15 protein-coding genes and 1 pseudogene are annotated in these 14,889 nt (G+C 58.5%); 5 read left to right on the top strand and 11 right to left on the bottom strand.

The window, feature by feature from the left end; genetic code table 11:
* Positions 1 to 297: 297 nt before the first annotated feature.
* The 4 genes from ACOYXE_RS15240 to ACOYXE_RS15225 all read right to left on the bottom strand — a co-directional run bounded on the left by ACOYXE_RS15240 (position 298) and on the right by ACOYXE_RS15225 (position 4,521).
* Complete coding sequence (locus tag ACOYXE_RS15240; RefSeq protein WP_460926227.1) at positions 298 to 2,130, bottom strand: ABC transporter ATP-binding protein; 1,833 nt, start codon at positions 2,128 to 2,130, stop codon at positions 298 to 300.
* 88 nt (positions 2,131 to 2,218) lie between these two features.
* The gene (locus ACOYXE_RS15235; RefSeq protein ID WP_405122135.1) at positions 2,219 to 2,776 is read right to left on the bottom strand and encodes a peptidylprolyl isomerase; all 558 of its coding nucleotides are present in this window, start codon (positions 2,774 to 2,776) and stop codon (positions 2,219 to 2,221) included.
* 3 nt (positions 2,777 to 2,779) lie between these two features.
* On the bottom strand, positions 2,780 to 3,583 hold the full coding sequence (locus tag ACOYXE_RS15230) for an alpha/beta fold hydrolase (protein ID WP_160056630.1): 804 nt from the start codon (positions 3,581 to 3,583) through the stop codon (positions 2,780 to 2,782).
* Between the two features lie 14 nt (positions 3,584 to 3,597).
* The gene (locus tag ACOYXE_RS15225) at positions 3,598 to 4,521 is read right to left on the bottom strand and encodes a LysR family transcriptional regulator (RefSeq protein WP_007914443.1); all 924 of its coding nucleotides are present in this window, start codon (positions 4,519 to 4,521) and stop codon (positions 3,598 to 3,600) included.
* 49 nt (positions 4,522 to 4,570) lie between these two features.
* On the opposite strand from ACOYXE_RS15225, the gene ACOYXE_RS15220 reads away from it, so the two are divergent.
* The 3 genes from ACOYXE_RS15220 (at position 4,571) to ACOYXE_RS15210 (ending at position 6,918) form a co-directional block, all read left to right on the top strand.
* Positions 4,571 to 4,885, top strand: coding sequence for a 3-phosphoglycerate kinase (locus ACOYXE_RS15220; protein ID WP_405122134.1), 315 nt, complete (start codon positions 4,571 to 4,573; stop codon positions 4,883 to 4,885).
* A gap of 229 nt (positions 4,886 to 5,114) precedes the next feature.
* Entirely contained in the window at positions 5,115 to 5,714 is a 600-nt protein-coding gene (locus ACOYXE_RS15215) for an FMN-dependent NADH-azoreductase (RefSeq protein ID WP_110720045.1), read from the top strand.
* A gap of 346 nt (positions 5,715 to 6,060) precedes the next feature.
* A complete protein-coding gene (locus tag ACOYXE_RS15210) occupies positions 6,061 to 6,918 on the top strand; it encodes a carboxylate/amino acid/amine transporter (protein WP_460926226.1) in 858 nt (285 codons plus the stop codon).
* 91 nt (positions 6,919 to 7,009) lie between these two features.
* Here the strand turns inward: ACOYXE_RS15210 and ACOYXE_RS15205 are convergent, their stop codons facing one another.
* Positions 7,010 to 8,308: a mechanosensitive ion channel family protein gene (locus tag ACOYXE_RS15205; protein WP_460926225.1), complete on the bottom strand. Its 1,299-nt coding sequence runs from the start codon at positions 8,306 to 8,308 to the stop codon at positions 7,010 to 7,012.
* Between the two features lie 191 nt (positions 8,309 to 8,499).
* Between ACOYXE_RS15205 and ACOYXE_RS15200 the strand changes: the two genes are divergently transcribed.
* Positions 8,500 to 9,840 (top strand): DEAD/DEAH box helicase, encoded by a 1,341-nt coding sequence (locus tag ACOYXE_RS15200; RefSeq protein ID WP_460926224.1) that lies wholly within the window; start codon positions 8,500 to 8,502, stop codon positions 9,838 to 9,840.
* Between the two features lie 54 nt (positions 9,841 to 9,894).
* Here ACOYXE_RS15200 and ACOYXE_RS15195 read toward each other — a convergent pair whose 3' ends face one another.
* The 4 genes from ACOYXE_RS15195 to ACOYXE_RS15180 form a co-directional block, all read right to left on the bottom strand.
* Positions 9,895 to 10,494 carry a hypothetical protein gene (locus ACOYXE_RS15195; RefSeq protein WP_460926223.1) on the bottom strand — a complete coding sequence of 200 codons (600 nt, stop codon included), beginning with the start codon at positions 10,492 to 10,494 and terminating at the stop codon, positions 9,895 to 9,897.
* A gap of 12 nt (positions 10,495 to 10,506) precedes the next feature.
* Positions 10,507 to 11,091 (bottom strand): papain-like cysteine protease family protein, encoded by a 585-nt coding sequence (locus tag ACOYXE_RS15190; RefSeq protein ID WP_405122129.1) that lies wholly within the window; start codon positions 11,089 to 11,091, stop codon positions 10,507 to 10,509.
* Positions 11,092 to 11,352: 261 nt separating this feature from the next.
* Positions 11,353 to 11,628, bottom strand: coding sequence for a hypothetical protein (locus tag ACOYXE_RS15185; protein WP_160056644.1), 276 nt, complete (start codon positions 11,626 to 11,628; stop codon positions 11,353 to 11,355).
* Positions 11,629 to 11,735: 107 nt separating this feature from the next.
* Entirely contained in the window at positions 11,736 to 12,470 is a 735-nt protein-coding gene (locus tag ACOYXE_RS15180) for a DUF899 domain-containing protein (protein WP_160056646.1), read from the bottom strand.
* Positions 12,471 to 12,645: 175 nt separating this feature from the next.
* Here ACOYXE_RS15180 and ACOYXE_RS15175 point away from each other — a divergent pair, with 175 nt between their 5' ends.
* The gene (locus tag ACOYXE_RS15175; protein ID WP_160056648.1) at positions 12,646 to 13,038 is read left to right on the top strand and encodes a transcriptional regulator; all 393 of its coding nucleotides are present in this window, start codon (positions 12,646 to 12,648) and stop codon (positions 13,036 to 13,038) included.
* Between the two features lie 122 nt (positions 13,039 to 13,160).
* Here ACOYXE_RS15175 and ACOYXE_RS15170 read toward each other — a convergent pair.
* A pseudogene (locus ACOYXE_RS15170) lies at positions 13,161 to 14,032 on the bottom strand (DUF6279 family lipoprotein).
* 78 nt (positions 14,033 to 14,110) lie between these two features.
* The gene (locus ACOYXE_RS15165; RefSeq protein WP_160056652.1) at positions 14,111 to 14,827 is read right to left on the bottom strand and encodes a TorF family putative porin; all 717 of its coding nucleotides are present in this window, start codon (positions 14,825 to 14,827) and stop codon (positions 14,111 to 14,113) included.
* Between the last annotated feature and the right edge of the window lie 62 nt (positions 14,828 to 14,889).

The raw sequence follows: 14,889 nt of genomic DNA, 5'->3' as shown, positions 1-14,889 counted from the left end.
GCGTCCTTGATAGCCCTGCTATCGAGACTGCATCGAGTTGTGCGTCCTTGCAGACTTACTACAGGTTCCGTTCCGGAACCTCGGCTGAGTACAGCAGGCTTAACGGATTTCCACCAGATGCAAAAAAAACCGCCAGTGCCCGTGGTTAAAGGGCTGTGGCGGTTTTATCCTGTGCCGATGGCACCTGTAGGAGTGAGCCTGCTCGCGATAGCGGTGTGTCAGCCGACATTAACGGGACTGACACACCGCTATCGCGAGCAGGCTCACTCCTACAGGGTTCTGTGGTGACTGGACGGGTCAGTCGATGCCGACAAACCCTCCGGTCTGATGCGCCCACAGCCGTGCATACAAGCCACGGTGAGCCAACAGTTCAGCATGGGTGCCGCTCTCGGCAATCTTCCCGTTCTCCAGCACCACCAGCCGATCCATGCGCGCGATGGTCGAGAGTCGGTGCGCAATCGCGATCACGGTTTTACCCTGCATCAGGGTTTCCAGGCTTTCCTGAATCGCCGATTCGACTTCCGAATCCAGTGCCGAGGTCGCTTCGTCCATGATCAAAATCGGCGCGTCCTTGAGCAGCACTCGCGCAATCGCAATGCGCTGGCGCTGGCCGCCGGACAGTTTCACCCCACGCTCACCGACATGCGCATCGAAGCCTGTGCGGCCCTCAGCGTCCGACAGCAGCGGAATGAACTCATCAGCGCGAGCCTTGTGCACCGCATCCCACAGCTCGGCATCAGTCGCGTCCGGTTTGCCGTACAACAAGTTGTCGCGGATCGAACGGTGCAGCAGCGAAGTGTCCTGGGTGATCATGCCGATCCGCGCGCGCAGGCTTTCTTGGCCGACCTCGGCAATGTTCTGGCCATCGATCAGAATCCGTCCGCCTTCGACGTCGTAGAGGCGCAGGAGCAAGTTGACCAAAGTCGATTTGCCGGCGCCGGACGGCCCGATCAAACCGATTTTCTCGCCCGGTTTGATGTTCAGATTGAGGTCGCCGATGATCCCGCGCTTCTTGCCGTAGTGAAAATCCACGTGCTCGAAACGCACTTCGCCGCGAGCCACCTCCAGCGGTTTGGCCTGCTCGTGATCGGTGACGCTGACCGGTTGCGAAATGGTGCGCAGACCGTCCTGGACCATGCCGATGTTTTCGAAAATGCCGGTGACCACCCACATGATCCAGCCGGACATGTTGACGATGCGAATCACCAGGCCAGTGGCCAAGGCGATCGCCCCGACAGTGATCAGCGACTGCGTCCACAACCACAGGGCCAACGCCGTGGTGCCGACGATCAACAAGCCGTTCATGGCGGTGATCACCACGTCCATGCTGGTGACGACGCGGCCGGCCATCTGCGCTTTGACAGTCTGTTCTTCGATGGCTTCCTTGGCGTAATGCTGTTCGAAATTGGTGTGGGCGAACAGCTTCAGCGTGGCGATGTTGGTGTAGCCATCGACGATGCGGCCCATCAGTTTCGAACGCGCGTCAGAAGCCTCCACCGAGCGATCTTTCACCCGCGGTACGAAGTAGTAGAGCGCGCCGATGTAGGCGAAGATCCACGTCAGCAGCGGGATCATCAGGCGCCAGTCGGCCTCGGCGAACAACACCAGCGAACTGATTGCGTAGATCACCACGTGCCACAGCGCATCCACCGCCTGCACCGCTGAGTCACGTAGCGAGTTGCCGGTCTGCATGATGCGTTGGGCGATGCGCCCGGCGAAATCGTTCTGGAAGAAATTCAGGCTCTGCTTGAGCACGTAGCTGTGGTTCTGCCAGCGGATCATGCTGGTCATGCCGGGGCTCAAGGTTTGATGCACCAGCAAGTCGTGCAGGCCGAAGAAGATCGGCCGCAGCACCAGGGCAACCACCAGCATCCACGTCAGTTCGAGGGCGTGGTCGCTGAAGAAATTCGGGTTGGGTGTGCCTTGGGCCAGGTCGATGATGCGGCTCAGGTAACTGAACAGCGCCACTTCGATCAGCGCGGCGAACAGGCCAACGACGAGCAGGGCGGCAAAACTTGGCCAGACCTGCTTGAGGTAATAGGTATAGAAGGGGAGAACGCGGTCCGGCGGAGACGCCGTCGGGGCTTCACGGAATATGTCGATCAGTTGTTCGAAACGGCGATAGAGCATCAGATAACCGCCCGGAGTACGGGCTCTCCTTTTATCGGTGTGAGCGGCGTGAGGTTGAATTCACGCCGCTCGATACGCCCTGTGCAGCTTAGTCGATGACTTTGGCCGACTTGATGATCACAGGGTCGACAGGCACGTTTTGCATGCCGCTTTTGGTGGTGGTTTGCGAGTTGACGATGATGTCGACCACGTCCATGCCCTTGACCACTTTGCCGAATACAGCGTAGCCGTCGCCTTGGTCGAGGAAGTCGTTGTCCTTGACGTTGATGAAGAACTGGCTGGTCGCCGAATCAGGTACGGAGGTGCGAGCCATGGACAAGGTGCCACGAACGTTAGCCAGACCGTTTTTGTGTTCGTTCTTGATCGGCGCCTTGGTTTCTTTTTGCTGCATCTGTTGAGTGAAACCGCCGCCCTGAACCATAAAGCCCGGGATCACACGGTGGAAAATGGTGTTGGTGTAGAAGCCGCTGTTGACGTAATCGAGAAAGTTCTTGGTACTGATCGGCGCCTTGACCGGGTCCAGTTCGATTTCGATCTGGCCGTTGGTGGTGTCCAGCAGCACGTGCGGTGCTTTGGCCGGCGTGGCAGCCATCAGGTTGGCGGCAAACAGCACAGTACCAGCGGCGAGGGCGAGTTTTTTCAGCATGGGTCAGTGATCCTGAGATTGAATATCGGCTGCGGCGAGAAACTCCAGCAGCGTTTGATTGAAGCGTTCGGGTTGATCGAGCGGAGTGGCGTGGCGCGAATCGGCGATTACCACCAGCCGCGCATTCGGCAGCAGTTTTACATAGGTTTCTTTCAGCGCAACCGGTGTGTAGTCACGGTCGGCGCTGATGACGAGCGTTGGACAGGTCACCCGGGAAAGTCGTTCCTGAACGCCCCAGCCAACAATCGCATCGAAGCTGGCGAGATAAGCACGTTTGTCGTTTTTTGCCCAGCGTTCGGCCATTTTCTGCCGCAGATCGGCTTGTTCGGGTTTCGGAAAAAGTTTGCCGCCCAGCGCTTTGCCAATGGCCGCGAGACTCAGCACGCGCATCAGGCTCCAGCGTTTGAACCACTGCCAGTAGTCATCGCGGCTGCGGATTTTGACTTCGGGCGCGCTGTTGACGATGGACAGGCTCTTGAGCATTTGCGGATGATCGACGCCGAACTGGAAGCCGATCATGCCGCCCATCGATAGCCCGACGTAATGCACCGGGCCAAGGTTCAAGTGCTCGATCAGCGCCAGCAGGTCGGCGCTGAAACCGGCAATGCTGTAGCGCTCGCGCGGTTTGTCCGAGCGCCCGTGGCCGCGAATATCGGGGACGACCACCCGAAAATGCGCGGCCAGAGCCGGGATCTGCATTTCCCAGTCCAGCGTGCTCGAACCGAGCCCGTGAACCAGCAGCAACGGCGTGCCGTGGCCATATTCCTCGTAGTGCAGGTTGCAACCATCGTGCTCGAAATACGCCATCGGTGAACTCCGTGTCAGGCTTGTTCAGGGGCGGCGAACGGGGCGTCCAGCGGCAAGGTGTCGAAGGTACGCAGCAGTTCGATGAGGATTTGCGTGGCCGGGCCCAGGGGTTTGTCCTTGTTCGAATACAGATAGAAGCTGGAATTGCGGTTGCCGCCCCTGTCCAACGGTAGCAGCTTGAGCGAACCATCTTTTAGTTCCCGCTCGATCATGTGCCGGGGCAGCCAGGCAAAACCGAGGCCGCTGCTGACGAATGTGGCCGCCGTGGCGAGGCTGCCGACGGTCCAGCGCTGCTCGGCGCCGAGCCAGCCGACGTCCCGCGGTTGCTGGCGGCCGGAGTCGCGAATCACCACTTGCATCTGGGTTTCCAGATCCTGAAAGCTCAGCTCGCGATTGAGCCGATGCAGCGGGTGATCGGGGTGGGCGACAGCGACAAACTCGACGTCGCTCAACTCCGCACCAAGGTAACCGGGAATGCTCAGGCCAGTGATGGCCAGATCGGCCACGCCTTCGAGCAGCACTTCCTCGACACCCGACAACACTTCCTCACGCAGACGCACGCGGCAGCCGCGACTCTGCGGCATGAACGCGGTCAATGCGCGGACGATGCGCGCGCTCGGGTAGGCCGCATCGACTACCAGCCGCACCTCGGCTTCCCAACCTTGTTCCATGTGATGGGCGAGGTCTTCCAGTTGACTGGCCTGTTTCACCAGTTGCCGCGAGCGACGTAGCAGCACGCCGCCGGCCTCGGTGAGCACGGCTTTACGCCCATCGATGCGCAGCAACGGCACGCCGAGCTGGTCCTGCATGCGGGCGACGGTGTAGCTCACCGACGATTGCGAACGGTGCAAGGCCTCGGCGGCCTGGGCGAATCCGCCGTGGTCGACCACGGCCTGCAATGTTCGCCATTGATCAAGGGTCACGCGGGGCGCTTTCATCAATAGCTCCTCTTGTCCTAAGCTGGCCGTCCCTCATGGAGACTGCCGAATGAAAAAATTCTGTTGTGTGCTGCTGGCGCTGCTACCGCTGACGGCTTTTGCGTACCCGATCGATGTGCAGAAAGAACTCAACGGCATGAAGATCGACTACGAGACCTTCGACACCGATAACGACATCGGCTCGATTCGGGTGGCCAACTACGGTGATGTCGACGCGACCTGCAAAGCGGTGTTCAGCAATGGCCCGGAAGCGCCGCGCACCCGCACAATCGATGTACCGGCCGGCAAACATAAAAACGCCACGGCCAAGTTCACCCGCGAGATCATCAAGCTGCGCATCAAACTGACCTGCGTCCCGAAATAACACCGATCCCTGTAGGAGTGAGCCTGCTCGCGATAGCGGAGTTTCAGTTAACACAGATGTAGCTGACACACCGCTATCGCGAGCAGGCTCACTCCTACAGGAGCATGGTTCAGCATCTAAACGAATTATTCGATGCTTTGCAGCAATTATTTGCGCTTTTTCATCGATTCAACTCTGTTTAACCTTCACTCCATCGACCTACAACATTCTCGGATGGAGGCTACACACCATGTCCCGCGTTCTGATCATCGAAAGCAGCGCCCGCCAGCAAGACTCGGTATCCCGTCAACTGACCCAGACCTTCATCAGTCAGTGGAAAGCTGCGCATCCCAACGATCAGATCACCGTACGTGACCTCGCCGCGAACCCGGTACCACACCTGGACAGCAACCTGCTGGGTGGCTGGATGAAGCCCGCCGAGCAGCGCAACGCCAACGAGCAATCGTCGCTGGACCGTTCCAACGAATTGACCGATGAGTTGCTCGCCGCCGACGTGCTGGTGATGGCCGCGCCGATGTACAACTTTGCGATCCCGAGCACCCTCAAGGCCTGGCTCGACCACGTGCTGCGTGCCGGTGTGACCTTCAAGTACACCGAAACCGGCCCGCAAGGCCTGCTCAGCGGCAAACGTGCCTACGTGCTCACCGCTCGTGGCGGCATCTACGCCGGCGGCCCGGCGGATCATCAGGAACCGTACCTGCGTCAGGTCATGGGTTTCATCGGCATCAACGACGTGACGTTCATTCACGCCGAGGGCATGAACCTCGGTGGCGACTTCCAGGAGAAAGGTCTGAATCAGGCCAACGCCAAGCTGTCCCAGGTCGCTTGATATGTTAATCGCCAGATAATCGCTGGATGGTCTAGTGACCTGGCGCAACCCCTTCAAGGCTCTACGCGCATCGAACCTCCCTTTGCACTTGTTGCTCCTGAGTGCTGTAGCCCGATTGAACGCATTAGCGAGATCGGGCTTTTTTTTGCCTGTGTTTTTTGAACGACGCAAAACTCCTTGTGGGAGCGAGCCTGCTCGCGAAAGCGGTGTATCAGACAAGTATTTGCCGTCTGACACTCTGCCTTCGCGAGCAGGCTCGCTCCCACAGGGGGATTTTGTGTTTCCGGCTATTCGCAGTGAGACCAGAAAACCGCTATCGTCGCCGCCATTCGATTTCGAGGCGAGCATGGGCTATCTACTTTTTGTCACGCTGATCCAAGCGTTTTCCTTCAGTCTGATCGGCGAATACCTGGCCGGTCATGTCGACAGTTACTTCGCGGTACTGGTGCGTGTGGTGCTGGCCGGGCTGGTGTTTATCCCGCTGACTCGCTGGCGCTCGGTCGAACCTTCGTTCATGCGCGGCATGCTAGTGATCGGCGCGTTGCAGTTCGGCGTGACTTACGTCTGTCTGTACTTGAGCTTCCGCGTGCTGACGGTGCCGGAGGTGTTGCTGTTCACCATTCTCACGCCGCTGCACGTGACGCTGATCGAAGATGCACTGAACCGCCGCTTCAATCCATGGGCGCTGATTGCGGCGCTGGTGGCGGTGGGCGGGGCGGCGGTGATTCGTTTCGACAGCATCAGCCCGGACTTCTTCATGGGCTTCCTGCTCCTGCAACTGGCCAACTTCACCTACGCGGCAGGGCAGGTGATGTACAAGCATCTGGTGGCGAAACACCCAGGCGATCTGCCGCATTACCGGCGTTTCGGCTTCTTCTACCTCGGCGCGCTGGCGGTGGTGCTGCCTGCATTCCTGATGTTCGGCAAAGCCAACTTCCTCCCGGAAGCACCGCTGCAGTGGGGCGTTTTGCTGTTCCTCGGTCTGGTCTCGACCGCGCTGGGCATGTATTGGTGGAACAAGGGCGCGTGCATGGTCAACGGCGGCACGCTGGCGGTGATGAATAACCTGCATGTGCCCGTGGGGTTGCTGCTGAATCTGCTGATCTGGAACCAGCATGAGGAACTTGGAAGATTGTTCCTCGGTGGCAGCGTCATCCTGGCAGCGGTCTGGATCAGCCGACTGGGCATTCGCCGCACCGCATGATCCGGTGTAGGAGCTGCCGAAGGCTGCGATCTTTTGATCTTTAAAGTCTAAAGATCGCAGCCTTCGGCAGCTCCTACAGGGGAATTGTGTTTTACAGGAGGTGTTTCTGCGGCTCGGGAATGCTGGCCGCGCCGAGCACCGCCGGCAGCAACCCGGAACGCAAATCCCCGCCACTCGGCTGCTGATACAGGCTCAACCCGAACTCCGGCAGCACCGCCAGCAGATAATCAAAAATATCCCCCTGAATCCGCTCGTAATCGGCCCACACCGTGGTGCGGGTGAAGCAGTAGATTTCCAGCGGAATGCCCTGCGCGGTGGTCTGCATCTGCCGGACCATGCAGGTCATGTTCGGCTGAATCTCCGGATGACTCTTCAGATACGCCAGTGCATACGCGCGAAACGTGCCGATATTGGTCATGCGTCGGCGATTGGCCGACATCGCCGCGACATTGCCCTGCGCCTCGTTCCACGCCTTGAGCTCGGCTTTCTTGCGGCTCATGTAATCGGTCAGCAAGTGCACCTGCGAGAGCTTTTCTTCTTCGTCATCACGAATGAAACGCACGCCGCTGGCATCGATGAACAGGCTGCGCTTGATCCGTCGTCCGCCTGATTGCTGCATGCCGCGCCAGTTCTTGAACGACTCGGACATCAGCCGCCAGGTCGGGATCGAGACGATGGTCTTGTCGAAGTTCTGCACCTTGACCGTGTGCAGGGTGATGTCGACCACGTCGCCATCGGCGCCGACCTGCGGCATCTCGATCCAGTCGCCGACGCGCAACATGTCGTTGCTGGTCAACTGCACGCTGGCAACGAACGACAGCAGCGTGTCCTTGTAGACCAACAGAATCACAGCCGACATCGCACCCAGACCGGACAGCAGCAACAGCGGCGAACGGTCGATCAGTGTGGCGACGATGATGATCGCACCGAATACGTACAGGACCATTTTTGCCAGTTGCACGTAGCCTTTGATCGAGCGCGTGCGGGCGTGCTCGGTGCGCGCATAAATGTCGAGCAGGGCATTGAGCAGGGCGCTGACCGACAGCAGCAGGAACAGAATGGTGAACGACAACGCGACGTTGCCGAGGAAAGTCATCGCGGTTTTGCTCAGTTCCGGCACCAGATGCAGGCCGAACTGAATCACCAGCGACGGCGTAATCTGCGCCAGACGCTGAAACACCTTGTTGTGGCGAAAGTCATTGATCCAGTGCAGCGACGGCTGGCGCCCGAGCATGCGGCTGGCGTGCAGGATCAGGTAACGGGCCACTCGTCCGAGCACCAGCGCGATTCCCAGCAGCAGCGTCAGGGCGAGGCCGGCCTGCAAAAGTGGATGCTGTTCGAGGGTGCCCCAGAGGTCCTGGGCGTTGAGCCAGAGCTGTTTGAAATCCATATGAGCAACGATTCTTCTATAAGACGCGATGGGTAATTAGAGCATTTAAGCCGCCGTGTATTACCGTTGGAGACAAATCGAGCAACAAAAAAGCCACTGATTGCGTCCGTTTGTATAAAGAAACTCGGCCTGAGCGCTCGAAACCGGTAACCTATGCAGCTGTTTTTTTGCATATCTTCGAGGTAGCACCCGTGTTTTCCCAATTCGCCCTGCACGAACGCCTGCTTAAAGCTGTGGCCGAGCTGAAATTTGTCGAGCCAACGCCTGTGCAAGCCGCGGCCATTCCGCTGGCGCTCCAAGGGCGTGATCTGCGGGTGACGGCGCAAACCGGTAGCGGCAAAACCGCCGCTTTCGTTCTGCCAATCCTCAATCGCCTGATCGGCCCGGCCAAGGTTCGCGTCAGCATCAAGACGCTGATCCTGCTGCCGACCCGCGAGCTGGTCCAGCAGACGCTGAAGGAAGTTGAACGTTTTTCGCAGTTCACTTTCATCAAGTCCGGTCTGATCACCGGCGGTGAAGACTTCAAGGTCCAGGCGGCGATGCTGCGCAAAGTGCCGGACATCCTCATCGGCACCCCGGGCCGGATGATCGAGCAACTCAACGCCGGCAACCTCGACCTCAAAGAAGTCGAAGTGCTGGTGCTCGACGAAGCCGACCGCATGCTCGACATGGGCTTCGCCGAAGACGTGCAGCGTCTGGTCGACGAATGCCCGAACCGTCAGCAGACCATGCTGTTCTCCGCCACCACCGGTGGTTCCGGCCTGCGCGACATGATCGGCAAGGTGCTGAACAACCCTGAGCACTTGCAGCTCAACGCGGTCAGCCAGCTGAACTCGACCACCCGTCAGCAAATCATCACCGCCGACCACAATCAGCACAAAGAGCAGATTGTGAACTGGCTGCTGGCCAACGAGACCTACCAGAAAGCGATCATCTTCACCAACACCCGCGCCATGGCCGACCGCATCTACGGCCGCCTTGTGGCTCAGGAATACAAAGCGTTCGTGCTGCACGGCGAGAAAGACCAGAAGGATCGCAAACTGGCGATCGACCGTCTGAAGCAGGGCGGCGTGAAGATCCTCGTGGCCACCGACGTCGCGGCCCGTGGTCTGGACGTTGATGGTCTGGACATGGTGATCAACTTCGACATGCCTCGCAGCGGCGACGAGTACGTGCACCGCATCGGTCGTACTGGCCGTGCCGGTAACGACGGCCTGGCGATCTCGCTGATCTGCCACGGCGACTGGAACCTGATGTCGAGCATCGAGCGCTACCTCAAGCAGAGCTTCGAGCGTCGCACCATCAAGGAAGTCAAAGGCGTCTATGGCGGTCCGAAGAAGGTCAAGGCCTCGGGCAAAGCCGTTGGCGTGAAGAAGAAAAAGACTGACGCCAAAGGCGACAAGAAGAAAACTGCCGCCAAGACGCCGACCAAGCGCAAGAGCGCCAACCGTCCGAAGCCGGACTCGTTGGTGAGCAGTGACGGCATGGCGCCGCTGAAACGCCGCAAGCCAGCAGAGCCTGCGGCTGAGTAAAGCGTTTCAGACGTGTAAAAAAAAACCGGACAGTGTCCGGTTTTTTTTCGTCCATCAGTTGCCGAGTTGGCCACTGGTGTCGGCGTCAAAGCGCCGCTTGGCTTGATCCGCTGCCGGTTTCAATGCGCCGAGCAGTGTTGCTTCGCTGTACAACCCGGTAACCGCCAATTCCTTGGGTGTCGGCTCGATCGGGATCAGCACGTCTTCACCGTCGGCATGCAGCCAGATCGCGACAACGTGCAGGGCCGAGACAAACAGCACGCGCAACTCAACGGTCTTGCCCTGAAGTTGCGGCGCTTGCTCTGCCAGTTTCAACGCTCCCACTGTCGCGGCGGCGTGATCGCCGTGGTTCAACGAGGCGAACTCGACGTGACCGCGCACTTCAGCCAATTGCGCATCGGCAATCGTCACGCCGTCGGCAAATACCAGGTAATGCCAGTCGCCGAGGCGAGCCTCCTTCAGGCCTTTGCCGTGGCTCAGGTCCTCCAGGTTCAACGAGTAGCCGCGATAGGCTTCGCTGAGACTGATTTTTGCAGGTGCCGTGTTGGCGAACTGGCGATTGGCGCCAAAGCCCTGGGTTTGCAGCGCGGCTTGCAGCGCCGGGCGCAAAGTCTGAACGCCGTTGGAAGGCGCCTTTGGATAAGTCAGTTGCATGATGTCGCCCTCCTAGTTTTTCACGGTGAAGTAAGTGTGAGTCCAATTGCCGCCGCCGTTGTAGGCGCGGGGGAACGCGTTCAGCGCACGGGTCGAATAGCCGTAGATCGAGTCCGCGACCAACAGGTAATCGCCGTTGGTGCCGTAAATCGTCAGGAAATGCGCCCCACCGCCGTACCAGCCGCAGCGCAAGCCGACAGGACGGCCCATGCTGATCTGGTTCTGAATGGCCGACATCTGTAGCGAACCCTGATTCATGCCGTTGTAGCTGCGGGTGGTTTGCAGGGCCGAATCCAGATAGCCGTAAACGTTGCACGGCCCCGGCTGATTGCAGCAATTGCGATCGAGCTGGGTGCTGGCGACACCACACTGAGTCCAGTTGCCGGTGCCGTAATAGTTGCCGACCGAGGCGGAAACGGCGGCCCAGCACCAGTTGGTCTGGGTCTGTTTCTGCATGTTGAAGTTGAGGCTGCCGGCGGCGAGGGGGCTGATTTGTTCAGCGGCTTCGACTTCGGTGAGTTGCGGGTCGAGCAGGTGACCGGCCAGGCACCTTGGCAGTGATTCGCCGGTGAATTGTGTTGCTGCGGTGGTTAACATTCTTCAATCCTCCATGAGTGAAAACAAGCGTCCAGCTTGTGTGGATGTAGCAGTGTTGCCGAGCGATCGGTGCTTAACGGTTGCCATCTTCTGTGGCCGGTTCCGATCTCCTTGCTCGAGGTAACCCTAGTCAGGGATATGCATTAATGCAAATAAATAAATGCATTAATGCATTTTTAGTGGCAAAAGATCGCAGCCTTCGGCAGCTCTACAGGGTTTTGTGTAGGAGCTGCCGAAGGCTGCGATCTTTTGATCTTGCTGTTAGCCCTCGGTCTTCTTCTCGGCAGAATTCAGTTCTCTCAAGCGCTGATCAATCAACTGGCATTTATCCGGTAGATCCGCACTGGCCGTACCCAGATCCATCTTCTGCAATTCGGCATTGATCTCTTTGGCCTTTGCCGGATTCTGCTCGGTCAGCTTCGAGACTTCCTTGGCTAATTGTTCGCGTTTGGCGGTGGCTTCTTCCGGCGTGCAGGCCCAGACGGGCAGGGCGCAGGCGAGGGTGGCGGCGAGGGTAAGCTTGATCAGGGTTTTCATCGGGGCAGGCCTCAGTTCCGGTTAAGGCGGTTAACCGGTTGAGCGGCGAAACTGGCGAAAAGTTCACACTCTGTGGGAGCGAGCTTGCTCGCTCCCACAAAGGGCTTTCAGTTTCCGTGGCAGCAACTGGATTTTGTCGCTAACGCATAGCGATCATGATGCCGAACCCACTCCATGATCTCGTCCTCATTCCTGCCTTTGGGCGTGAGATCGAGGTAGTTGTAGGCGCCAACCAGCATGTCAAGACCGCGGGCATAGGTTGAGTAGGTGTGGAATATGTCGCCCTTTGCATCACGATAAAACACGCTCAGGCCGGGCATTTCTTCCTCGGCGCTGTCAGTCTTTTCGTAATTGTACGTAGCCTTTCCCGCCGCGACATCTTCAGCCCGTGCGCAAACTCCGAAGTCATAGTTGAAGTCGCAGCCTTCTGAAGACACCCAGTCAAACTTCCAGCCCATCCGCTGTTTAAATGCCTGAAACTCGTTGAACGGCGCATGAGACACAGCAACCACCGCAATATCGTGATGCGCCAGATGCAGGTTGGCGCCATCAATGTGGTCGCTGAGGAACGAGCAACCCTGGCAACCTTCCTCCCAATCCTTGGCAAACATGAAGTGGTAAACCACCAATTGGCTGTGTTTGCCGAACAGGTCGGCCAGCTTCAATTCGCCGTTGGGCCCCTGAAAGTGGTAGTCCTTGTCGACCTTCACCCAAGGCAAGGCGCGACGTTCAGCGCTGAGGCGATCGCGTTCCCTGGTGAAGGCTTTTTCGTGAGAGAGGTGTTGCTTACGGGCGGCGAGCCATTCTTCGCGCGATACCACCGGATGATTCTCAACGTTCATGATGATTTCTCCTGCGGGGTTGAAGGCGGCACTTTCAGACTAGTCGTTTAACCCAGCGGGAAATCGACAGACCGCCGGTCGGTCGGCTCGGGAAATGCGGCTGAACGGCTGAGAACGGCTCCGGTCACAACCTATGAACGCGCCATAAATCATGCGCACCGGAGGTTGTATCAGGATGACGACTTATAACTGGGATTTGATTGAACGCTTGCTGCACGAAGTGCAAAACAGCGCAGGCCACAGCTTTGCCCCACGGGCTTATGCCGAAGACTATGCGGCCGAGAAAGCCAGCGCCGGCGAGCCGATCGAGAACCTTGATCACCTGAAAACGCTGGCTTGCGACTATGAAAGGTTGTTGCTCCTGCGCGGCTATATCGCACCGCGCCCGGATGAGGAGGGCAGCACCGGAAACAATTTTGTCCTGACCCCGCGCGGCTCAAGCCTGCTGAGCCTGATCGACAGCAGTATTCCCGGCAATGATCACCCGCGTCAGGTGCTGGATGAACAGGACGATGCGCTGGCTGAGGCGACGTTTGATGAAGTGGCTTCAAAAGCCCAGATCGCCTGAGTTCACGCGGATCCCCCTGTAGGAGTGAGCCTGCTCGCGATTGCGTTCTTCCAGTCAACATTGATGTCACTGGAAGTCCGCTATCGCGAGCAGGCTCACTCCTACATTGGATTCGGGTATGTTCAGGTTTTTTGCGCGGCCTTGAGGCATTTGAGGTCGTTGAAGTCTTTACGCACACCCTCGATCTTCTTCAATAACCGCTGACGCTGTTGCGGCGTACTTTCGGCCATCAGGTCAACCGCCAGTGAACGTCCCTGCGCTTCAGTTTCGGCGAAGGCCTTGCGGTAATCCGCTGTCCATAAGCTCTCGCGATTGACCAGAAGCGTCTCGATTCTCTGTGGGAATTCGGGGCTTTTACGTTGCGCCACTGCTGCACTGAACTGCTTCTGCCAATGGGCGCGGTTGGCAATCCATTGGGTGTACTGATCGCCCAGCGCGGTCGACCACGCCATGACTCGCTGTTCCTGGGTGGCGCTCAAGGGGCCGAGCCAGTCATTCAAGCGTTTAACCATTCGTGCGCCACGCTCGGCAATTTGTTGATCAAGCGGTGGTTTCAGGTATTCCTGCTGACGCTTGCGCAGATCCTTGGCAAACGCGTCATTCATCTCGGCCACTTGCCTGTCATCCAGACCTTGCAACAACTCAATGGCCGAAGGCGTGATTTCCTTCGCTGTTTCGGCAATCGCCTGCTTGGCTTCCGTAGTGCGCGCCTGTAACGCAGCATCGGTGACCTGATTGGTTTCGACCATGCTCTGCAGGCGATCAAGCCAGTCCAGATAACCCGGCAATTGCGTGGTGCAATGCCAGCTCAGGTGGTCCTTGAGGCGTTCGTTGAACCAGTCTTTCTGCTCGCCGTTCATGTCCAGGTAATCACCGAGCGTCCACGGAATAATGACGTCGAGATTGCGATAGACGCCAGACCGACGCGACTGCAAGCGCCGAGGGCGAGGGTGAAAATCAGTAGTGCGGTGATGTGCGTGAACCAGCGAGACATGGGCGAATCCTTGCGTGAGCCTGGCTTCGAGGGACTGATTCCTATGTGAACGCAGAATGAACCCGGCAGTTCAGCCGATCAATAGAACGCGCGGGCAGCCTTGAGGGTGACGAGGCCGTCGCACTCGCTGTTGTGCCCGGAATAGGCTGAGCAATCGCTGCCGCTGAGGCTGGAGTTGCTGTAGATCAGGTCGAGGTCGACGCCCATGAACGGCCGGGATAATTTCACCGACCAGTCGGTAAAACTGCTGACATAACCACCGTCCACGGCGACGGGCGTGTTCAGTTGGTGGGTGGTGTATTTCATGCTGACGCCGATACCGAATGGCTGGTTGCCGCCAAGATCGGCAAACAAGGTGTTGTTCTGTTTATCCGGGTCGTTGCTGAAGGCCACGCCGAAACGACTGCCGAGCAAGGTCAGGCCACCGAACAGCTCCTGGCTGTCGAGGGTATCTACCTTGGGATAGCTGTAGTGGATCATCCCGACTTCGTAGCCAAGGGTCTGATCGAAAGGTTGTTTAAAACCGACGTAGGAATCGATCTCGAGATTCTTGCCCGGGGAGATGCCCATACTCGGCGCGTATTGGCCAACGTAGAGGCCACTGTCGTGGCTCAGGTCGAGGCCGCCGTGGAAGGAACCGATTGCCGCCGGCTTGACCAGGCCTTGAGCCATGCTGCGCGTGGGCGTGGTGCCGAGTTTGAGATCGAAGTCGCCCAGTTCACGCTGGAAAATCTGCGCGTGCGCGGTTGCACTGGCCAGAAGGCTTACGAGTAATAAACAGGGTGTTTTGCGCATGCGTCACTCCATGAACAGCGAGGGCAGGGCAGCGGGCCTGCTGAAACGCTTGATCTAGACGC

This window comes from Pseudomonas sp. MC6, assembly GCF_054790575.1.
Note: the sequence above shows the minus strand (reverse complement) of the source record. Positions and strands in the feature narration are given on the sequence as shown.